We start from the raw sequence: 16,091 nt of genomic DNA on the forward strand, positions 1-16,091 counted from the left end.
TGTTACCGATGTTAATACCAAAGCCCATACTCTGCTGGATGGTAGCCGCATTCGGAAGAGCCCACGCCTGAGCGGCAAGAGCCGTTGCAGCCATCAACGGAATCAAGTTTCTCATAGACCAACCTCTATATATAGTGACAGCCTAAATCTAAATTTCTATGCGTCCAAACACCCGAATGTAAACTTTTGTTAATTGCAAAATCTTTTGCAATTTAGTTAGATCACTCCATTCGCTTCCATTTTAGCGATTTTCCCGCAAAAAGGGGAACAGCACCATCTACAATCTCCGGAACCGTCCACGGGTCTTCGACATAGACGACCTTTTTTGTCTGTCGCGGAATCCGGTAAAAATCCGCACCAAAAGCGCCGATAAAGTTCGAAAGTTTGTCGAGTTCACCGGCTTCTTCAAAAATCTGGATCAAAGCTGGGACGGCGACCGGAGCCGTATAGACGCCTGCCGCACCACAGCAACATTCCTTTTTGCTCTGAGCGTGAGGTGCCGAATCCGAGCCGAAGAAGAACTTCGGATTTCCGCTGAACGCCGCTTTTCGAAGCGCTTCGCGGTCTTCCGGGCGTTTAGGCGTCGGCTTGCAAAAGTGATGCGGCTGAAGGGAACCGCCGATGATATCGTCCAAGGTGTGCAACAGATGGTGCACCGTGATCGTCGCCGCCACGTTCTGCGGCAAGCGAAGGACCGCTTCCACGGAAGCCTTGGTCGAAAGATGTTCAAAAACGATGCGCAGTTTCGGAAAATGTTCTGCCAGGTATTCCACGCGGCGGATAAATTCCTTTTCGCGGTCGAGGCAGAAAGCGGTCGGTTCTTCACCGTGAATGCACAGCACCAGTCCGAGTTTTTCCATTTCGGCGACGACAGGGAGAATGGACTCGAAGTCCGAGACGCCGTCTTCGCTGTTCGTGGTGACGCCCGCCGGATAATACTTTCCGGCAACGGCACCCGCTTCTTTCATCTGCTTTAGATCTTCCGGGGTGAATTTCGCATTCAGTTTGAACGTCAAAAGCAAATCGAGGCCCGGAGCGGCCTTCTGAATCTGGGATCGGTAATCCTGAATTTGTGCAGCACTTGTAATCGGCGGAACCGTATTCGGCATCACGAGAATGCGGCCAAATTCCTTCGCAATGGACTTTGCATAGTTTTCAAGCAACACGCCTTGGCGAAGGTGTACATGGAAATCATCGGGTAACGGAAGTTCTAACTTTTTCATCACAAAAGAAAATAGCATTTTTAATATATATTAAGGTCATGATTCCCCTCCGCAAACTTCTCGTTCCCCTGTCTTCCATCGCCGTTCTCTGTTCTTGCAGCGTAGAATTTGATACCCGCGGAGCCGAACGCCTGCAGTTCAGCTACACAAATCCGCCCAACATCAAAACGGACTATGAAGTTCTCCTGGGAAATCTCGAAGCGAAAAAGTATCAAGACATTCACGGGCCAGTTAAACACATTTCCCAAAAGAACTACGTCATCGCCAAAGACGCCGACGGCAATCTACTCGAGCCCCATTTTTCGGGAACCGTCGAAATCCACCACCTGCCGACAGGCGAAATGGCAGATTTCGCAAGCTATGACAGCACAGGCAGCTTAACGAGCCTTGCCCAAGTGATTCACAAGGCAAACCGTCGCGAAATCTACGTCCACGTTTTTGATTCAAACCGAGACTACGTTTACTTCCTCGGAAACGACAACCGCATTGTCGAAGAAACGGGAACGCCTTTCTACCGTCAAAGCCCGGTCGACCATTCCTGGAATTCCGCAGACGGGCATCTCTCCTGGGAAGAAAACAGCAAGCATCAGATTATAGCCGCCTCGGGCAACACGCCGAGCGTCCAGTTCCGCCATCTGTACGAATATGGCGAAAACGACTCCCTTGTCCGCATTGTCGCTATGGATGCAAACGGCAAAAAAATCGGATCGATCAAACGGGAATTTCAAGATTCCCTGTTAAAGAAAGTGGAATTCCGATTTGATGAGCGTCTGTTCTACCCCGATCTTTTGAATTATACCGAAACGTACCAGTACGACTCCAAAGGCCGTTTAACGCATCTCATCACCAAACATTCCAAAGCCTGGTCCCCCAAGAACGACACCGTCCTTTATGTTTACCGCGACAGTGCCGACATTTCGGAACGTACCGTTTACCGCCACGGCGAAAAGGAATCCCGCACCGTTTACGACTCCCACGGAAACGCCGTCCTGATCGAAACACACGGATCCTTTGTGTATGAAGGCGCTGACGGTACCGCAGAATCCTACGATGTTGAACGCCTTGTCCGCAAAATCGAATATTACGAGTCGCCCACAAAAAAGGATTCCACGGCAACGGACTCCGTGGCACAGGTGCCCCAGGAAAAGCAGGACTTCATTTCTCTTTCCGCAGACGAATTCTTCCGCGAAACCAAAGACTCTTCCGTTTATTACTGCATTCCTTCCAAGGGTCGCATTTTCTGCCGTACCTTGAACAAAGTTCCGGGAACGCTCTTTTTAAACTTTATCGAAAGCATCACCTATAAAAATACAAGCGAAGTCTTCCTCAAAAAGAATGCGGCAAAGCCGACAAGTCCACGCCTTGTTTCGGGCGGTAAATGCGCTTTGGTTTTGAACACGAGCGTAGAAGACAACGGGATTCTCTTTACCAATTCCCTCGTAAAGATGAAGCGGAATCCCTACTCGCAATTCTTTGGAGATACACTTTCGTTCTCCACCCAAAAATTCCCCTGCAAATTGAAATAAGAAACCCCAAAAATCAGTCGTCGATTTCGACAACCTTTCGGCTATTGGTAGAACCCATCGCGACGCGGACCGCGCTTTTAGGCTTTTTGAAATATTCTGCGATGACTTTACAGACGGCTTCGTTCGCCTTGCCTTCAACGGGAGGCGCTTTCACGTCAACTTTGTAGGAGCCGTCGGGTTGCGGAACAACACCTTCGCGTTTGCTCCGAGCATGGACTTTAATTTGGATCTTCATTCCGGAAATTCCGGAGCCTGTTCCTTTTCCATCGCGGCAAGCAGGTCGGACTGGCTCTTGATCATAGCGCGGATGCGGATAAAGTAATTGGTGCGAAGCTGCTTCAGCTGTTCGATTTCAGAGCGGAGATCTTCGGCTTCGCGCTTCGTGTTTTCCACTTCGTGCTGGGCGCGGGTCTTTGCTTCGGCAACAATTAGTTCGCCTTCCTTTTCGGCATTGCGCTTGATCTCTTCCATCGTGCGCTGCATTGTGACCGCCGCATCCTGAATCGTCTTTTCGATTTGCTTGTAATAGTTCACACGTTCTTCTGCAATTTTCAAACGTTCCGTGAGCTCGGTACGGTTACGACCGGATTCTTCAAAAGCCTTGGCTGCCGTTTCGAGAAAAGCCTTGACCTCTTCCGGGTCAAAACCGCCAAAGCGTTTGGTGTGGAAAGTCTGGTTGCGGATGTCGAGCGGCGTGAGTTCCATGAAATAAACCTCTGATTACCCATAATATAGGATTTAAATTTTAGGCGGAATGTGGAGTGAGATAAAAACCATCCCTAAAACCGAACAACCGCATTTACTCCGCCACGCTTTTCGATAAAATTGAGTTCGGGGAAAATCATCAATTGCAGCGCACTGGATGCGCCACCGCGCTTTCGCAGCTTATAACGATCGAGCGCAGCTTGGTATTCATCGCGCTTATTGGCATGTCCTTTGTGGACAATATACTTGTAAGTGTTGTACGAAAGAACAGGAATACCCACGCCAAGAAAAGGGATGGAAATTAATAGGCTTAAAGATCCTAAAACATTCCCGGCAACATTCTCGTAAGGATCGTTTGAATTGTACAATATGGCGTATAGTCCAAACCCGACAAGAGCCCCCCCCACAACGGTCAAACTCCCCCCTGCAATCATTCCAATCACATTTGGCCTGGAGTACGCCTGGTAGTTTTCTTCCGCAATCAAGTCATAATATATCTTGGCGCTATCGATCGTTGATTGAGGCGAAGTAATCTCGTGACCAAAACTGAAATTATATGAAACGGCAAAAAAGAATGCGACTATAATTTTCTTTAAATTCATTGCTCTAGCTTCCCGTCCAACATCTTTTCAATTGTTATAATTCCTCCATGCTTTGTTTTAACGGTTATATCCATTGAAAAATCACGAAGTTCAATCGAATATTTTATTGATGTTGTCCCTAAAATCTGGGCATATAAAGCTGTATCTTGCATACCCGAAATTTAAGTAAATCACGCCAAGAGAGGGTTCAATTTACCCACACATATTCGGGAAGAGATTACAAATTTAGCGGATTCCAAACTTTTCGTCGATGAAAGACGATTTCAAACAAGTTAAATTTTAGCCCCGATCTCTTCCAGAATAGCACAAAGGACTCTTCTGGCTTCGGGTTGGATATTTGCCGGAACAATTTCCTTTCTCCAGTTTTCAAGACATTGTTCCGAAGGCATTTCCAAATCAAGCATATAGCGTGGACTATGTGTAATCGCCACATCTGCCCTTGTTCTTGATGTGTCTGAAAAAATGGTCGCTCCCCAAAAACCGCCTATTCAAACCGCAACGCTTCGATGGGGTCGAGCCGAGAGGCTTTTCTCGCCGGATACCAGCCGAAGAAAACGCCCGTGGCAAAGCAAACGCCAAAGCTTACCACGACGCTCGAAAGGGTAATGCTCATCGGCCAGTTCAAGAAGAGCTTCACCCCGGTCGTCGCAAGCACGCCGAGCAAAATACCCACCAGGCCGCCAAGAAGACTAATCATCACCGATTCAAAAAGGAACTGCAATAGGATATCCCGACCGCGTGCACCAATCGCCATACGAAGGCCGATTTCGCGGGTGCGCTCCGTCACCGAAACATACATGATGTTCATAATGCCGATACCGCCCACGAGAAGGCTAATTCCGGCGATTGCCGTCAGCACAAGCGAAAGCAAATCCGAAGTGCTCGTAATCATTTCGATCATTTCTTCCTGCGTGCGTACGCGGAACGGATCCCTCGGTTCTTTCCACGAACGACGTTCCTTGAGAATTTTCATGATCTCTTCGCTTGCAAGGCTCGCATAGCCTTCGCCGATCGAGTTCGCGTAGATAGTGCGAATGTTCGTCGTCGCATTAAAGCGTTTCATCACCGTCTGGTACGGAGTAAAGATGACTTCATCCTGGTCCTGCCCGAAGTCGCTCGAACCTTTTGCCTTTAACGTGCCTATCACTTTGAGCGGAATGTTTTTATAACGGATCGTTTTGCCAATCGGGTCCGTATCCGGGAAAAGCGTCGATACAACCGTCTGCCCGATGACGCAAACCTTTGCCATGCGATCCGCCTTGTCGTCAAACATCACACCCTGATCGATTTCATAATTGCGAATCTTCAAATAATCGGAGCTGATGCCCGAAAGCGAAACGGCTTCATTCTTGTTGCCGACAATCGCTTGCCCGCTCGCTGTCACCATCGGAGAAACCCCGTTGATGTACTGCGCCTTTTCACGAAGCGCAATCACGTCCGCTTCTTCAAGCGTCACGGTCGAAGAGTTCGCATCGAGCTGTACACCGCCACGGAAAGAAGAACTAGGCATAATCGTAATCGCATTCGTTCCCGTCGCCGTGATCTTTGACTTGATCGACTGTTTGGAACCTTCGCCCATCGCAACCATCGTAATGACCGCCGCGACTCCAATCACAATACCGAGCACCGAAAGGAAAGTGCGCATGCGATTGCGGAGTAATGCGCGGAATGCAATTTTGATGAGGGTGAAAGGACTCATACGGACTCATCCTCATCGTCAAAAGTTTCCGGAGGCGGAAGCGCCATAAAGGCTTCATGCGCATTCTGGACATCTCCATTCGGCGTATCGCGCTTGATCTGTCCATCGCGTAAAACGATTGTGCGGCTGCTGAAAGTCGCAATGTCCGGTTCGTGCGTCACAAAGACGATCGTCTTTCCACGGGAATTCAGCTCCTGAAAAATTTCCATGATTTCATAGCTTGTACGCGTATCCAAGTTTCCTGTCGCTTCATCGGCAAGAAGGATCACCGGGTCGTTCACCAGGGCGCGCGCAATCGCGACTCTCTGCTGCTGACCGCCCGAAAGCTGATTTGGCAAATGGTTCATACGCGATTCGAGGCCGACACGTTTTAACGCTTCGACAGCGCGGTCGTGACGTTCGGACGCAGAAATTTTGGAATTGTAAAGGAGCGGGAGTTCAACATTTTCAATCGCCGTGGTGCGGGCGAGAAGATTGTAGCTCTGAAAAACAAATCCGAGCTTACGGCTTCGAATACGCGCCAAAGCATCGGACTTGAGTTTTTCAATATGGTTCCCGTCGAGAATGTATTCGCCAGAAGTCGGCTTGTCCATGCATCCCAAAATGTTCAGCATGGTACTTTTTCCCGAACCGCTCGTTCCCATGATCGTCAAAAATTCTCCCGAGTATACATCAAAGCTCACGCCCCGCAGAGCGTGAACCGTTTCGTCGCCCATTTTAAAATCACGACGGAGATGCTGAATCGAGAGAATCGGATCGTTCATAGCTTCCTATTGTCTGCCTTATAGGTTAGATGCTTCAGAACGCAGCCGGTTGCATCGAAATTAAAGTTTCTTCACGACGAAGAGATGGCCCGGAGCCTTATTCGGATCGAGACGCACAAAATTCTGCGAACCGCGCCAAACATAGGATTCATCCGTAATCAAATCCTTCACAAAGAAGAATGCGTCTTCCGCAAGGCCGAGCTTCGACATATTCAAAGCGATTGTGCCTTCCTGCGGATTATGCATGTCCATATTCGCTACGCAAAGAATCGTATCGTCATCCTTCTTCTTCGAGTACACCATCAAATTGGAATTTTCCGCATAGTGGAATTCCAAGTTATCGTATTCCTGAAGAGCCGGGTGATTGAGCTTTGCCATATTCACGCGACGGACAAAGTCGTGGATGTTCACCGGGGAATCCCAGTGGTGCACCTTGTACTGGTACTTTTCACTGTCCCAAAGTTCTTCCTTGACCGGAGAGGCGACATTTTCGCATAGTTCATAACCGTTGTACATACCGGTCAAGCTCGAAAGCGTACCGGCGAGGAAGTAACGCTGCTTGAACTGTGCCGGGCCCTGGCTGGCCAAGTACTTCGGGAAAATATCCGGAGTCGTCGGAAAGAGAATGCCGCGCATGTATTCTTTGGCATTGCTCTGGGTGAGTTCCTTGAAGTATTCTTCAAATTCCCACTTCTGTTCACGCCATGCGAAGTACGTATAGCTCATATCGAAGCCGGCTTTCGCCAAACGGTGCATCATCTTCGGACGGGTAAAGGCTTCTGCAAGGAACACGAGTTCCGGGCGCTTTTCCTTGACTTCGCGCACGAGCCATTCCCAGAACGGGAACGGTTTCGTATGCGGGTTGTCGATACGGAAAATTTCGATTCCCTTGTCGGCCCAGAAAAGAATGATGTCGCGAATCTCTTTCCAGAGAGCCTTGTAATTCCTGTTGTAGTAATCAAACGGATAAATGTCTTCGTACTTCTTCGGCGGGTTTTCGGCAAACTTGATCGATCCGTCCGGTTCGTGGTAGAACCATTCCTGATGCTTCTTCGCATACGGATGGTCCGGGGAACAGTTGAGAGCGATATCGAGAGCGAGGCGAAGTCCCTTGGAACGGGCGGCCTTGGCGAAGTGTTCGAAGTCCTTCATCGTGCCGAGTTCCGGGTCCACGTCGAAGTGGCCGCCGAACTTGTTGCCGACTGCATACGGGCAGCCCGGTTCAAGCGGTTTGCCGTTCTTGTCGACCTTCGCGTGCAGGGCGTTGTTTGCGCCTTTACGGTTCGTGATTCCGATTGGATGAATCGGGACGAGATAGACCGTATCGAATCCGAGGTCGCGGATATAATCCAAGCGAGCTTCGCAATCCTTGAAGGTAGCGCTCTTCGTCGGATCGTTACCCTGGCTCTTCGGCCACATTTCGTACCACGTACCAGTGCGAGCGTAAACCGGATCCACGCGGAGTTCGTAGACCGGGCTTTCTGTCGGAACGTCTTCCGGGGAAATGGTCCAGGCGATGATCTTGTAATCGTAATAGCCGATGCTATTAACAACAAATTCACCTTCCCACATGTCGTTATCGACAAAATGCATCGGAACTTTACGCCAACGCCGTTCCGAGCGGTGCTTATACACAATCGCCGCATCGTACTTTTCATGGCTATGACGGAAGATGTCCGCCGTAATTTTTACCGTGTCGCCCGGTTCACGCTTCAACGCGAAGCGGCCCGCATCCACGGAAGGTTGAATGTTTTCGATAACGAGATTGTCTTTTTTCGAAGGGATTTCAGCCATAACTTAAACCTTCTTTACGTGAATTACTTACCCGGTTTAACAACAAAGTTCACGAGCTTACCTGGAACGGCAATCGTCTTCACGATCGCGACGTCGGTGAGGTAAGTTTGAATTCGTTCATTCTGCTTTGCAAGTTCGATCATCTGATCCTTGGTCGCATCCTTCGGCATCGAAACCTTGGCGCGAAGCTTGCCGTTCACCTGGAACACGACTTCGACTGTCGAATCCACAGCCTTGGATTCATCAGCAGACGGCCATGCGACGTAGGCGAGGCATTCCTTGTGACCGAGCTTTTCCCACATTTCTTCGGCGAGATGCGGAGCAAACGGCTGAAGGAGCTGTGCAAAAATTTCACAGGCTTCGCGATAACGTTCCTGAGTCTTCGTAAGTTCGTTGTTGAAGATCATGAGCTGGCTGATCGCCGTGTTGAAGCTCAGTTTTTCGATAGCGTCCGTGACCTTGATGATGCTCTGGTGCATCACCTTCGAAAGATCTTCCGGCATCGAAGCATCCGAATACGTCACGGAATCTTCTTCGCCGATCACCGCACGGTAAGCGCGGGAAAGGAAGCGGAACATGCCTTCAATACCCTGGGTCTGCCACGGCTTCACCGCATCGAGAGGGCCCATGAACATTTCGTAAAGGCGGAGGGAATCGGCGCCGTACTTTTGAACGACGTCATCCGGATTCACCACGTTCTTCAAAGACTTGCTCATCTTGGCGACAATCTGGTGAAGTTCCTTGCCCGTGCCTTTTTCGAAGAACTTGCCATCCTTGTTTTCCACCTGGTCCACAGGGACCTTCGAGCCCGCAGCGTCTTCGTAGGCGTAGGCAAGGATCATGCCCTGGTTGTAGAGCTTGTGGAACGGTTCATCCGTCGAAACGAGTCCAAGGTCAAAAAGAACCTTGTGCCAGAAACGGCTGTACAACAGGTGAAGCACCGCATGTTCTGCACCGCCGATATAAAGGTCTACCGGCATCCAGTACTTTTCAAGTTCTTTCGCCACAAATGCGTCACCGTTGCACGCATCGATATAGCGGAGATAGTACCAGCAAGAACCTGCCCACTGCGGCATCGTGTTCGTTTCACGGATACCCTTGCGACCGTTCTTGTCGACCACGTTCAGCCATTTCGTCGCACCTGCAAGCGGAGACTGTCCGCCGTCGCCCGGCTTAAAGTTTTCGACTTCCGGAAGGAGCACCGGAAGATCCTTGTCTTCCACGGTCGAAATTTCGCCATCTTCCCAGTGGATAATCGGGAACGGTTCGCCCCAGTAACGCTGACGGCTGAACAGCCAGTCACGAATCTTGTAATTGACAGTCGCCTTGCCTATCTTGTTCGCTTCGAGCCATTCGATCATCTTCTGGATGCCTTCCTTCTTGGAAAGGCCGTTCAAAGAGAGCGTTTCGTTCGAGCTCTGAATGTACTTGCCATCTGCCGGCCAGCAAGCTTCACCCTTGAGGACGAGTTCCTTCGTTTCTGCCGGGCAAGAAGCGTCCGGATCCATGATGCAGATAATCGGAAGATTGAACTTCTTGGCGAAGTCGAAGTCACGCGTATCGTGAGCCGGGACCGCCATGATAGCGCCCGTGCCATAACCCGTGAGAACGTAGTCCGCAATCCAGATAGGGATCTTTGTGCCGGTGAGCGGGTTCACTGCGTAAGAGCCGGAGAATACGCCTGTCTTTTCCTTGGCGAGTTCCGTGCGGTCCATATCGCTCTTGAGAGCGGCGGCGTGAACATAAGCGGCGACCGTTTCCTTGTTTTCTGCGGTCGTGAGTTCATTCACCATTTCGTGTTCCGGAGCGATTACCATGTAGGTCGCGCCAAAGAGCGTATCGCAACGGGTCGTGTAAACGCGGAGATGCTTTTCGGTTGGCTTGCCATCCTTGTCAGCAATAGCGAAGTCCACTTCAGCGCCTTGGCTCTTACCGATCCAATTCTTCTGCATGTCCTTCACGCCTTGCGGCCAATCGAGATCGTCGAGGCCCTTGAGCAGGCGTTCCGCATAAAGCGGAATGCGCATGAGCCACTGCTTCAGGTTCCGGCGTTCGACTTCCTTCTTGCCGCACTTTTCATGGGAACCGTCCGCAAGGACTTCTTCGTTTGCGCAGACGATCTTGCAGTGTTTGCACCACCAGACCTGAGCGTCGGCGTAGTAAGCGAGACGCTTGGAGTCGCGGTACTGGCGGACGGCGCTTGCTCCGAGAGCCTGAACATCGGCAGGAATCGGAAGTTCCGAAATCGGTCGGCCCTTCTGTTCTACCTCATCAAACCAAGTGTTGTAAAGACGGGTAAAGATCCACTGCGTCCACTTGTAATACTTCGGATCGGTCGTGTTGATTTCCTTGTCCCAGTCATAGGAAAGTCCAAGGCGCTTAATCTGGCGACGGAAGTTATCGCAGTTTTTCTGAGTCGTCACCGCCGGATGTGTACCGGTCTGAATAGCATACTGTTCCGCAGGCAGACCAAACGCGTCCCAGCCCATCGGATGAAGGACGTTGAAACCACGATTACGCTTATAACGGCAGATGATATCCGTTGCGGTATAGCCTTCCGGGTGACCCACGTGAAGGCCCGCGCCCGAAGGATACGGGAACATATCCAAGCAGTAGTACTTCGGCTTGGACATATCGGTTCCAGTTTTAAACGTTTTATTTGCATCCCAGAAGGACTGCCATTTGGTTTCAATCTGTTGCGGATCGTATTTAGCCATTTTGTGAAACTCCGATTTTAAATCGCTCTTTACACACTTTTACGGACTCAATTTAACAAAACGAGGCTCTCCCCACAAATCTTTTATAAATTTCTCACTATGAAAAAGCTGATTACAGGATTCGTTTTCCTGAGCCTTGCGCTCGCATGCCCCGCTACCATTTTTGCGCAGTCCAGCAGCACGTTCGACTACGAAGAAAATACAGACGAAGACGATTTTGAAAACGATGACGTTTCGCGTACATACGTGGATGAGGATGGCGTGACCCATTTCCGTTCTGCCGAACAGATTCAGGAAGAGGAATTTTCCCGTGACACCCGCGAAGAAGACGCCCGGCGCCGTGCCGAATCGGAAGCTCGTCTTGAAAACTGGACGGCTCCGGTCACCTTCGGCGTTCGCGCAAGTATCGGCTTAAACTGGCTCGCTGGCGGTGACGCCGACACCTGGGGCTGGGAGACGGGCTTTGAATTCAGTGCCGGCGGCATTATGTCCATCAACCTTTCGAGCATGCTCCACATCGTCCCGGAAGTGGCAATCGCCTACCGCATGAACTCTTACGAATACACCTCCGAAAACATCACCACGTCAGGTGACATTTCCGCATGGGAAATCGACGTGCCGTTGCTCGTGCGCGTAGACCTTCCGGAAGGCACCGAAATTTTAGAAGACATGTTCATCGAAGCGGGTCCGCAACTCGGTCTCAGCCTTTCGAGCAGTGACTCTTATGAATTCGGCAATTACGAAGGCGAAGACATCATCACGCCGGCCACTCTCGAAGCAGGCATCGCCATCGGTGTCGGCTACGCACTTTCCCGTGAAATGGCTGTGGATTTAAGATTCTATCGCGCTTTCACCGACTTCGCTAAAAAGACGAAAATCTTCAACAACAAGCGCAGCTATTCGACAATGCAGATCAACGCAGGCTTTTCTTACATGTTCTAGAAATGCGGCCTAAACGCATCTGCGCAGTCGGATGCGTTCTGTACACATACGCAAAAAGAGAGGTCCTTGGAAATTCCTTTAACAAAAGGGATTCTAAGGCGCGTATGGCGACACCCCGCTGCACGCGTTTTGCCGCCACAAAATCCGCTTCATATTCTTCCGCAAAACAGATCATGTGAAAGCAAAGCTTCGCCACGGCAAAGATCAAATGGAACAAAAGCAACAGTTCCACCAGATTGAATCTCAAATAAACGCCTGCCGCTCCCAGAGTAAGCACACAAAGCAACGCAAATCCGCCCTGCAACGAACGGCGCACAATGCCGTGATGGAGTTCCGCATGCGCCTTTTCATGCGCATTCACAAAGGCTCCGCCGTTATCACTTGTAAAGTTCGCTTCCGCAGGGAAAACGTCGTTCACAATCGGCAAAATTCGGAAAAACGTAAAACGGTCCAGCTTGCCGTTCATGCGACGCACTTCCCGAACTTCGAGAAGAACGCGCAAAACAAATTCCACGACAAGCGCAGAGATCAAGATCCATTCGGCAAAAGACATCAGCCTTCGACCTTCAATTCCTTCAGAAGCACCGTCGAACGGCGCACGAAGTCTTCAAAACGCGCCTTTTCCCAGTCGATAAAAGCCTGGTCAATCGGATGCGATTCGTCGTAATCGTCAAAAATTCGACGGCCGCGAACAAAGTCCTTATCTGTTCCGTGGACAACCGCTTCCGACCACTGTTTTTCGATCACGCGAAGACGCTTGACCAGATCGCTGAATGTATCCGGCAGCGGAATGTCCTTGATGAGTTCCTTGAAAAGATCTCCCGGGAAATTCTTGCGAACGTCGTTCGGATTCAACGCAAGAAGCGTATGGTCCGTTTCGGTGGCAAGGAAAATCTTCATCAGCATGTAACGTTCGAGGAATCCCTTGTAAATGATTTCCGCCAAATGACGGGAAGATTCCTTGAGGTAGTTACTGCCGAGCCCTGGAATATCCTCTTCCGTATAAATTTCTTGAATCTGCGCAGCCTGTAGACGGCGGAGCGCATCCACCACGAGAATCGCATTCTTATCGCTCAAAACCTGGGATTCTTCAGGCGCCACAAACCCCTTTCCGCGAATCGCATACTTGTAAGCGTTACGCGCGACGGCATAAGCGTTCTTTCCGTAGCACCATCCCGGACGCAGTTCGTTCAAAGAAGGGCTTACGCTGTGCACGCGCGGATTGTTCGGAAGAATCAAGCTGAAGGGAAATTTGAGGCGCTGCGGCGAAGCGGTGACGCCTGTCGAAATGACCGTGTACGGAGATTCCGAAAAGTTCGCAGGGAACTTGATACTAGAACCGAGGCCGAAGAACATTCCAAGGCCCGGCATGATTTCCTGATCGGGCATACGGCTTGTATGGTTCGAGCCTACGTTTGCACCGTATCCGAGGTTTCCATGACCTTCCGGCCAAATCGCTGCGATGAGCAAAGAGTGGTGATGCATCTGGGTCAAAGGGCCCACAAAGCTGTGGGTGACTTCCGCTTCATCGATATGGACGCACGGGCAGATGATCGAAGAATTCACAATCGCCTTGTTGCCGATTTTGGTACGACGCATCAGCACGGAATCTTTGAGAAGAGCCGTCGAATGGAGCTTTGCCCCTTCCTGCACACAGCTGTTTTCAAGAATCACGCCATCATAAATGTACGTCGGTTCTTCAAGGCTTCCCAGCACGACCGTATTGCGAATTTTTGAAGCGCCGTCAATGCGCACATGTTCGCCAATCCAAGAATTGCGCACAATGTTCGTATTCGCAACGATGGCGTTTTTTCCAACAATGCCATACGGCACCAAAACTTCTTCGCGCCAAGCGTTCATCTGCGAAACAAAGGCGTTCATCGTTTCGGCATCGGTCTTGGTGAAGAGCTGCATTTTCACGAGCTCCGGGGTAATGTCGGGGAAAATTCTCACCGGGCGTCCGCCCATTTCATTTCCCACGCAAACCTCCGCGGCTATCTGGTAATGCGACTTTCCATTGGCGACGATCGAGCCCACATTCTGCACGACTGCTCCCTGCGAAACCCAGATGTTCGACATCAAGCTTGCATGGTGAATCAAAGAGTTTTCAATCCAGCAATCGTGAATGGCACTCGAATAAATGCCCGTCGGAGCAGCGACATCTCCCGGCATCAAAAGTGTGCCGTAAAACGCAGGCAAATGAACCCGTCCCGAAAAAGAAGAACTAAAAATTCGGCCCGGAGTGAAAAGCATATCGACAGTCACCAAAGACCAGTCCGAACTGCGGTTGCCGTTTTTTTCCAAGGTTTCGATTTCTTGCGGCGAAAGTGCGCGTTCTTTGGCAGCGGCACGACCTGTCTGGAAGAGCTCCGCATAAGAATTCATCGAACTTGCCTTGAGGGCCTTTTTCAATTTGAACAGACGTTGCATATTTGCAATTAAAAATACTATTTTCCCTGTCGAAGCAATTCTTTTATCTTAAATTCGTAATATGATTCCTGAATTTTTCCATCGTTATATCAAGAAGCAGAAAAACGGAGTGGTACTCTATCCGAACGATCTGTTCGACCAGCGCGTTCAAGAAGAAATGATCCGTGCCGACGAATACAAGAGCTATTTCGTCTATGCGGAAATCGATTTTGACTCTATCCGCAACGCTCTTCCGAAAGATCAAGAGGAAAAATTCTGGGAAGCGGTGTTTAAGAGTTTTGCCACCAAGGGTCGCGGTTCCGATGTTCTCGGCATCCTCGAAAACGAATCCGGTGTCGGCATTATTATGCTCGATTCCACGATGGACGGTTGGGACCGTCTCGTTGGTCGTATCAAGGAATTCTCCAAAAATTTCATCACCGATTTCGGCAAGCCTTTGAGCACCATCAAAGCGTTTGTCTATCCGGCTTACCTCGATTCCAAAACCCCTGCCGCAGCCCAAGAAAACCACGCATGAAAGTTCTCGTTGTAGGATCAGTCTACCCTCGTTTTCCAGAAGACAATGAAGTTCCCTGGCTTCGCAAGTCCGTCGCCACTCTCCGCGATGCAGGCGTTGAAGTCGAAGTCATGGCTCCGTCCTACAAAGGTTTAAAATCGCACACGATCGACGGTGTACCCGTTCATCGTTTCCGTTACGCCGTCAAAAATCTCGAAATTTTGACGCACGACGAAGGCGCTCCGACCAAGATGGCGAAGCACCCGTCCATGCAGCTGCTGGCGATTCCCTACTGCATCAGCGGATTCTTCAAATGCCTTTGGCTTGCGAAGAAGAAAAAGTTCGACGTGATCCATGCTCACTGGCCGTTTCCCCATGCGCTGATCGTACTTGGAGCCTGCAAGCTGTTCCGCATTCCGCTGGTGTTGAATTTCCACGGCGCAGAACTTTTGCTCATCCGCAAAAAAAAGTGGATCCGTCCGATCATGAAGTTTATCATTGGGCAGGCAAATGCGATTTTTGCGAACAGCCGTTTTACCGCTTCCAAAATTTCGGCACTTCGCCCGGCCAAGATCGAGTGGAGTCCTTATGGATCTCCGCTTTCTTCGGGAAAAGTTCCGCCACATGCACGTGGCGAACGTTACAAGATTCTTTTTGTCGGACGGCACATTGAACGCAAAGGCATTGAATATTTGATCCAGGCGGCAAAACTTTTGGATCCGAAAAAATTTGAAGTCCGAATTGTCGGAAAGGGGAACCTGACGGAATCTTTGAAAAATCTTGCAAAAGAGATTCAAACGGAAAACGTCACCTTTACCGGTCTGCTTTCTCCCGACGATCTGCGCAAGGAATATCAGGAAAGTAACTGCTTTGTACTGCCTGCGATCGTTGATTCCAAAGGCGACACCGAAGGCTTAGGAGTCGTACTGGTCGAAGCCATGCAGTATGGGCTTCCGGTCGTCGCATCGAATGTGGGCGGCATCCCGGACGTTGTTGTTGACGGAGAAACGGGCGTTCTCGTTCCCGAAAAAAATCCCGCAGCTCTCGCAGCCGCATTCCAAAAGCTCGAAAGCGATCCCGCTTACGAAACCGAACTTTTGAAGGGCGCAGAAAAAAGAATCAACGACTGTTTCAACTGGGAAAAAATCGCGAAAAAACAGATTGCGGTGTACGAGAAGTTGATTGGCAAATAA

The 16,091-nt window shown here is 50.2% G+C and carries 15 protein-coding genes; 4 read left to right on the plus strand and 11 right to left on the minus strand.

Annotated features, from left to right (window positions below):
* Window positions 1–221: 221 nt before the first annotated feature.
* Window positions 222–1,223 carry a dihydroorotase gene (pyrC, locus tag MR847_RS06560; RefSeq protein WP_287723282.1) on the minus strand — a complete coding sequence of 334 codons (1,002 nt, stop codon included), beginning with the start codon at window positions 1,221–1,223 and terminating at the stop codon, window positions 222–224.
* Between the two features lie 38 nt (window positions 1,224–1,261).
* On the opposite strand from pyrC, the gene MR847_RS06565 reads away from it, so the two are divergent.
* Window positions 1,262–2,749 (plus strand): hypothetical protein, encoded by a 1,488-nt coding sequence (locus tag MR847_RS06565; protein ID WP_287723283.1) that lies wholly within the window; start codon window positions 1,262–1,264, stop codon window positions 2,747–2,749.
* A 13-nt stretch (window positions 2,750–2,762) separates the two neighbouring features.
* Here the strand turns inward: MR847_RS06565 and MR847_RS06570 are convergent, their stop codons facing one another.
* From MR847_RS06570 to leuS, 8 genes are all read right to left on the minus strand, one after another.
* Window positions 2,763–2,984, minus strand: coding sequence for a DUF167 domain-containing protein (locus tag MR847_RS06570; protein WP_106519205.1), 222 nt, complete (start codon window positions 2,982–2,984; stop codon window positions 2,763–2,765).
* On the minus strand, window positions 2,981–3,454 hold the full coding sequence (locus MR847_RS06575) for a DivIVA domain-containing protein (RefSeq protein ID WP_100425227.1): 474 nt from the start codon (window positions 3,452–3,454) through the stop codon (window positions 2,981–2,983). Before MR847_RS06575 ends, MR847_RS06570 begins: the two co-directional genes overlap by 4 nt.
* Before the next feature lie 74 nt (window positions 3,455–3,528).
* Window positions 3,529–4,056 carry a hypothetical protein gene (locus MR847_RS06580; protein WP_287723284.1) on the minus strand — a complete coding sequence of 176 codons (528 nt, stop codon included), beginning with the start codon at window positions 4,054–4,056 and terminating at the stop codon, window positions 3,529–3,531.
* Window positions 4,053–4,208, minus strand: coding sequence for a hypothetical protein (locus MR847_RS06585; protein WP_158256913.1), 156 nt, complete (start codon window positions 4,206–4,208; stop codon window positions 4,053–4,055). The genes MR847_RS06580 and MR847_RS06585 overlap by 4 nt, the downstream gene beginning before the upstream one ends.
* Before the next feature lie 332 nt (window positions 4,209–4,540).
* A complete protein-coding gene (locus MR847_RS06590) occupies window positions 4,541–5,755 on the minus strand; it encodes an ABC transporter permease (protein ID WP_287723285.1) in 1,215 nt (404 codons plus the stop codon).
* The gene (locus MR847_RS06595) at window positions 5,752–6,519 is read right to left on the minus strand and encodes an ABC transporter ATP-binding protein (RefSeq protein ID WP_106519208.1); all 768 of its coding nucleotides are present in this window, start codon (window positions 6,517–6,519) and stop codon (window positions 5,752–5,754) included. Before MR847_RS06595 ends, MR847_RS06590 begins: the two co-directional genes overlap by 4 nt.
* 60 nt (window positions 6,520–6,579) lie before the next feature.
* A complete protein-coding gene (locus tag MR847_RS06600; RefSeq protein WP_100425235.1) occupies window positions 6,580–8,313 on the minus strand; it encodes a maltotransferase domain-containing protein in 1,734 nt (577 codons plus the stop codon).
* Between the two features lie 23 nt (window positions 8,314–8,336).
* Window positions 8,337–11,030, minus strand: coding sequence for a leucine--tRNA ligase (leuS, locus tag MR847_RS06605; protein ID WP_287723286.1), 2,694 nt, complete (start codon window positions 11,028–11,030; stop codon window positions 8,337–8,339).
* A gap of 99 nt (window positions 11,031–11,129) precedes the next feature.
* On the opposite strand from leuS, the gene MR847_RS06610 reads away from it, so the two are divergent.
* Window positions 11,130–11,972, plus strand: a complete 843-nt coding sequence (locus MR847_RS06610; RefSeq protein ID WP_287723287.1) for an outer membrane beta-barrel protein — start codon at window positions 11,130–11,132, stop codon at window positions 11,970–11,972.
* On the opposite strand, the gene MR847_RS06615 is transcribed toward MR847_RS06610, so the two are convergent.
* Entirely contained in the window at window positions 11,944–12,525 is a 582-nt protein-coding gene (locus tag MR847_RS06615) for a M48 family metalloprotease (protein ID WP_287723288.1), read from the minus strand. The genes MR847_RS06610 and MR847_RS06615 overlap by 29 nt on opposite strands.
* Window positions 12,525–14,402 (minus strand): DUF4954 family protein, encoded by a 1,878-nt coding sequence (locus tag MR847_RS06620; protein ID WP_277000028.1) that lies wholly within the window; start codon window positions 14,400–14,402, stop codon window positions 12,525–12,527. The genes MR847_RS06615 and MR847_RS06620 overlap by 1 nt, the downstream gene beginning before the upstream one ends.
* Window positions 14,403–14,463: 61 nt before the next feature.
* Between MR847_RS06620 and MR847_RS06625 the strand changes: the two genes are divergently transcribed.
* Both MR847_RS06625 and MR847_RS06630 read left to right on the plus strand, forming a co-directional pair.
* Entirely contained in the window at window positions 14,464–14,919 is a 456-nt protein-coding gene (locus tag MR847_RS06625) for a hypothetical protein (protein ID WP_287723289.1), read from the plus strand.
* Window positions 14,916–16,091, plus strand: coding sequence for a glycosyltransferase family 4 protein (locus tag MR847_RS06630; protein ID WP_287723290.1), 1,176 nt, complete (start codon window positions 14,916–14,918; stop codon window positions 16,089–16,091). Before MR847_RS06625 ends, MR847_RS06630 begins: the two co-directional genes overlap by 4 nt.

The sequence above is a fragment of the Hallerella sp. genome, from assembly GCF_022776125.1.
Taxonomy (GTDB): Bacteria; Fibrobacterota; Fibrobacteria; order Fibrobacterales; family Fibrobacteraceae; genus Hallerella; species Hallerella succinigenes.

Excerpts from the sequence above, each read along its gene's own strand:
- MR847_RS06565 (WP_287723283.1), top strand. The coding sequence starts at position 1,262 with ATGATTCCCCTCCGCAAACTTCTCGTTCCCCTGTCTTCCATCGCCGTT.
- MR847_RS06620 (WP_277000028.1), bottom strand. The coding sequence starts at position 14,402 with ATGCAACGTCTGTTCAAATTGAAAAAGGCCCTCAAGGCAAGTTCGATG.
- MR847_RS06630 (WP_287723290.1), top strand. The coding sequence starts at position 14,916 with ATGAAAGTTCTCGTTGTAGGATCAGTCTACCCTCGTTTTCCAGAAGAC.
- MR847_RS06570 (WP_106519205.1), bottom strand. The coding sequence starts at position 2,984 with ATGAAGATCCAAATTAAAGTCCATGCTCGGAGCAAACGCGAAGGTGTT.
- pyrC (WP_287723282.1), bottom strand. The coding sequence starts at position 1,223 with ATGAAAAAGTTAGAACTTCCGTTACCCGATGATTTCCATGTACACCTT.
- MR847_RS06625 (WP_287723289.1), top strand. The coding sequence starts at position 14,464 with ATGATTCCTGAATTTTTCCATCGTTATATCAAGAAGCAGAAAAACGGA.
- MR847_RS06610 (WP_287723287.1), top strand. The coding sequence starts at position 11,130 with ATGAAAAAGCTGATTACAGGATTCGTTTTCCTGAGCCTTGCGCTCGCA.
- MR847_RS06575 (WP_100425227.1), bottom strand. The coding sequence starts at position 3,454 with ATGGAACTCACGCCGCTCGACATCCGCAACCAGACTTTCCACACCAAA.
- MR847_RS06590 (WP_287723285.1), bottom strand. The coding sequence starts at position 5,755 with ATGAGTCCTTTCACCCTCATCAAAATTGCATTCCGCGCATTACTCCGC.
- MR847_RS06600 (WP_100425235.1), bottom strand. The coding sequence starts at position 8,313 with ATGGCTGAAATCCCTTCGAAAAAAGACAATCTCGTTATCGAAAACATT.
- MR847_RS06595 (WP_106519208.1), bottom strand. The coding sequence starts at position 6,519 with ATGAACGATCCGATTCTCTCGATTCAGCATCTCCGTCGTGATTTTAAA.
- MR847_RS06615 (WP_287723288.1), bottom strand. The coding sequence starts at position 12,525 with ATGTCTTTTGCCGAATGGATCTTGATCTCTGCGCTTGTCGTGGAATTT.
- MR847_RS06580 (WP_287723284.1), bottom strand. The coding sequence starts at position 4,056 with ATGAATTTAAAGAAAATTATAGTCGCATTCTTTTTTGCCGTTTCATAT.
- leuS (WP_287723286.1), bottom strand. The coding sequence starts at position 11,030 with ATGGCTAAATACGATCCGCAACAGATTGAAACCAAATGGCAGTCCTTC.
- MR847_RS06585 (WP_158256913.1), bottom strand. The coding sequence starts at position 4,208 with ATGCAAGATACAGCTTTATATGCCCAGATTTTAGGGACAACATCAATA.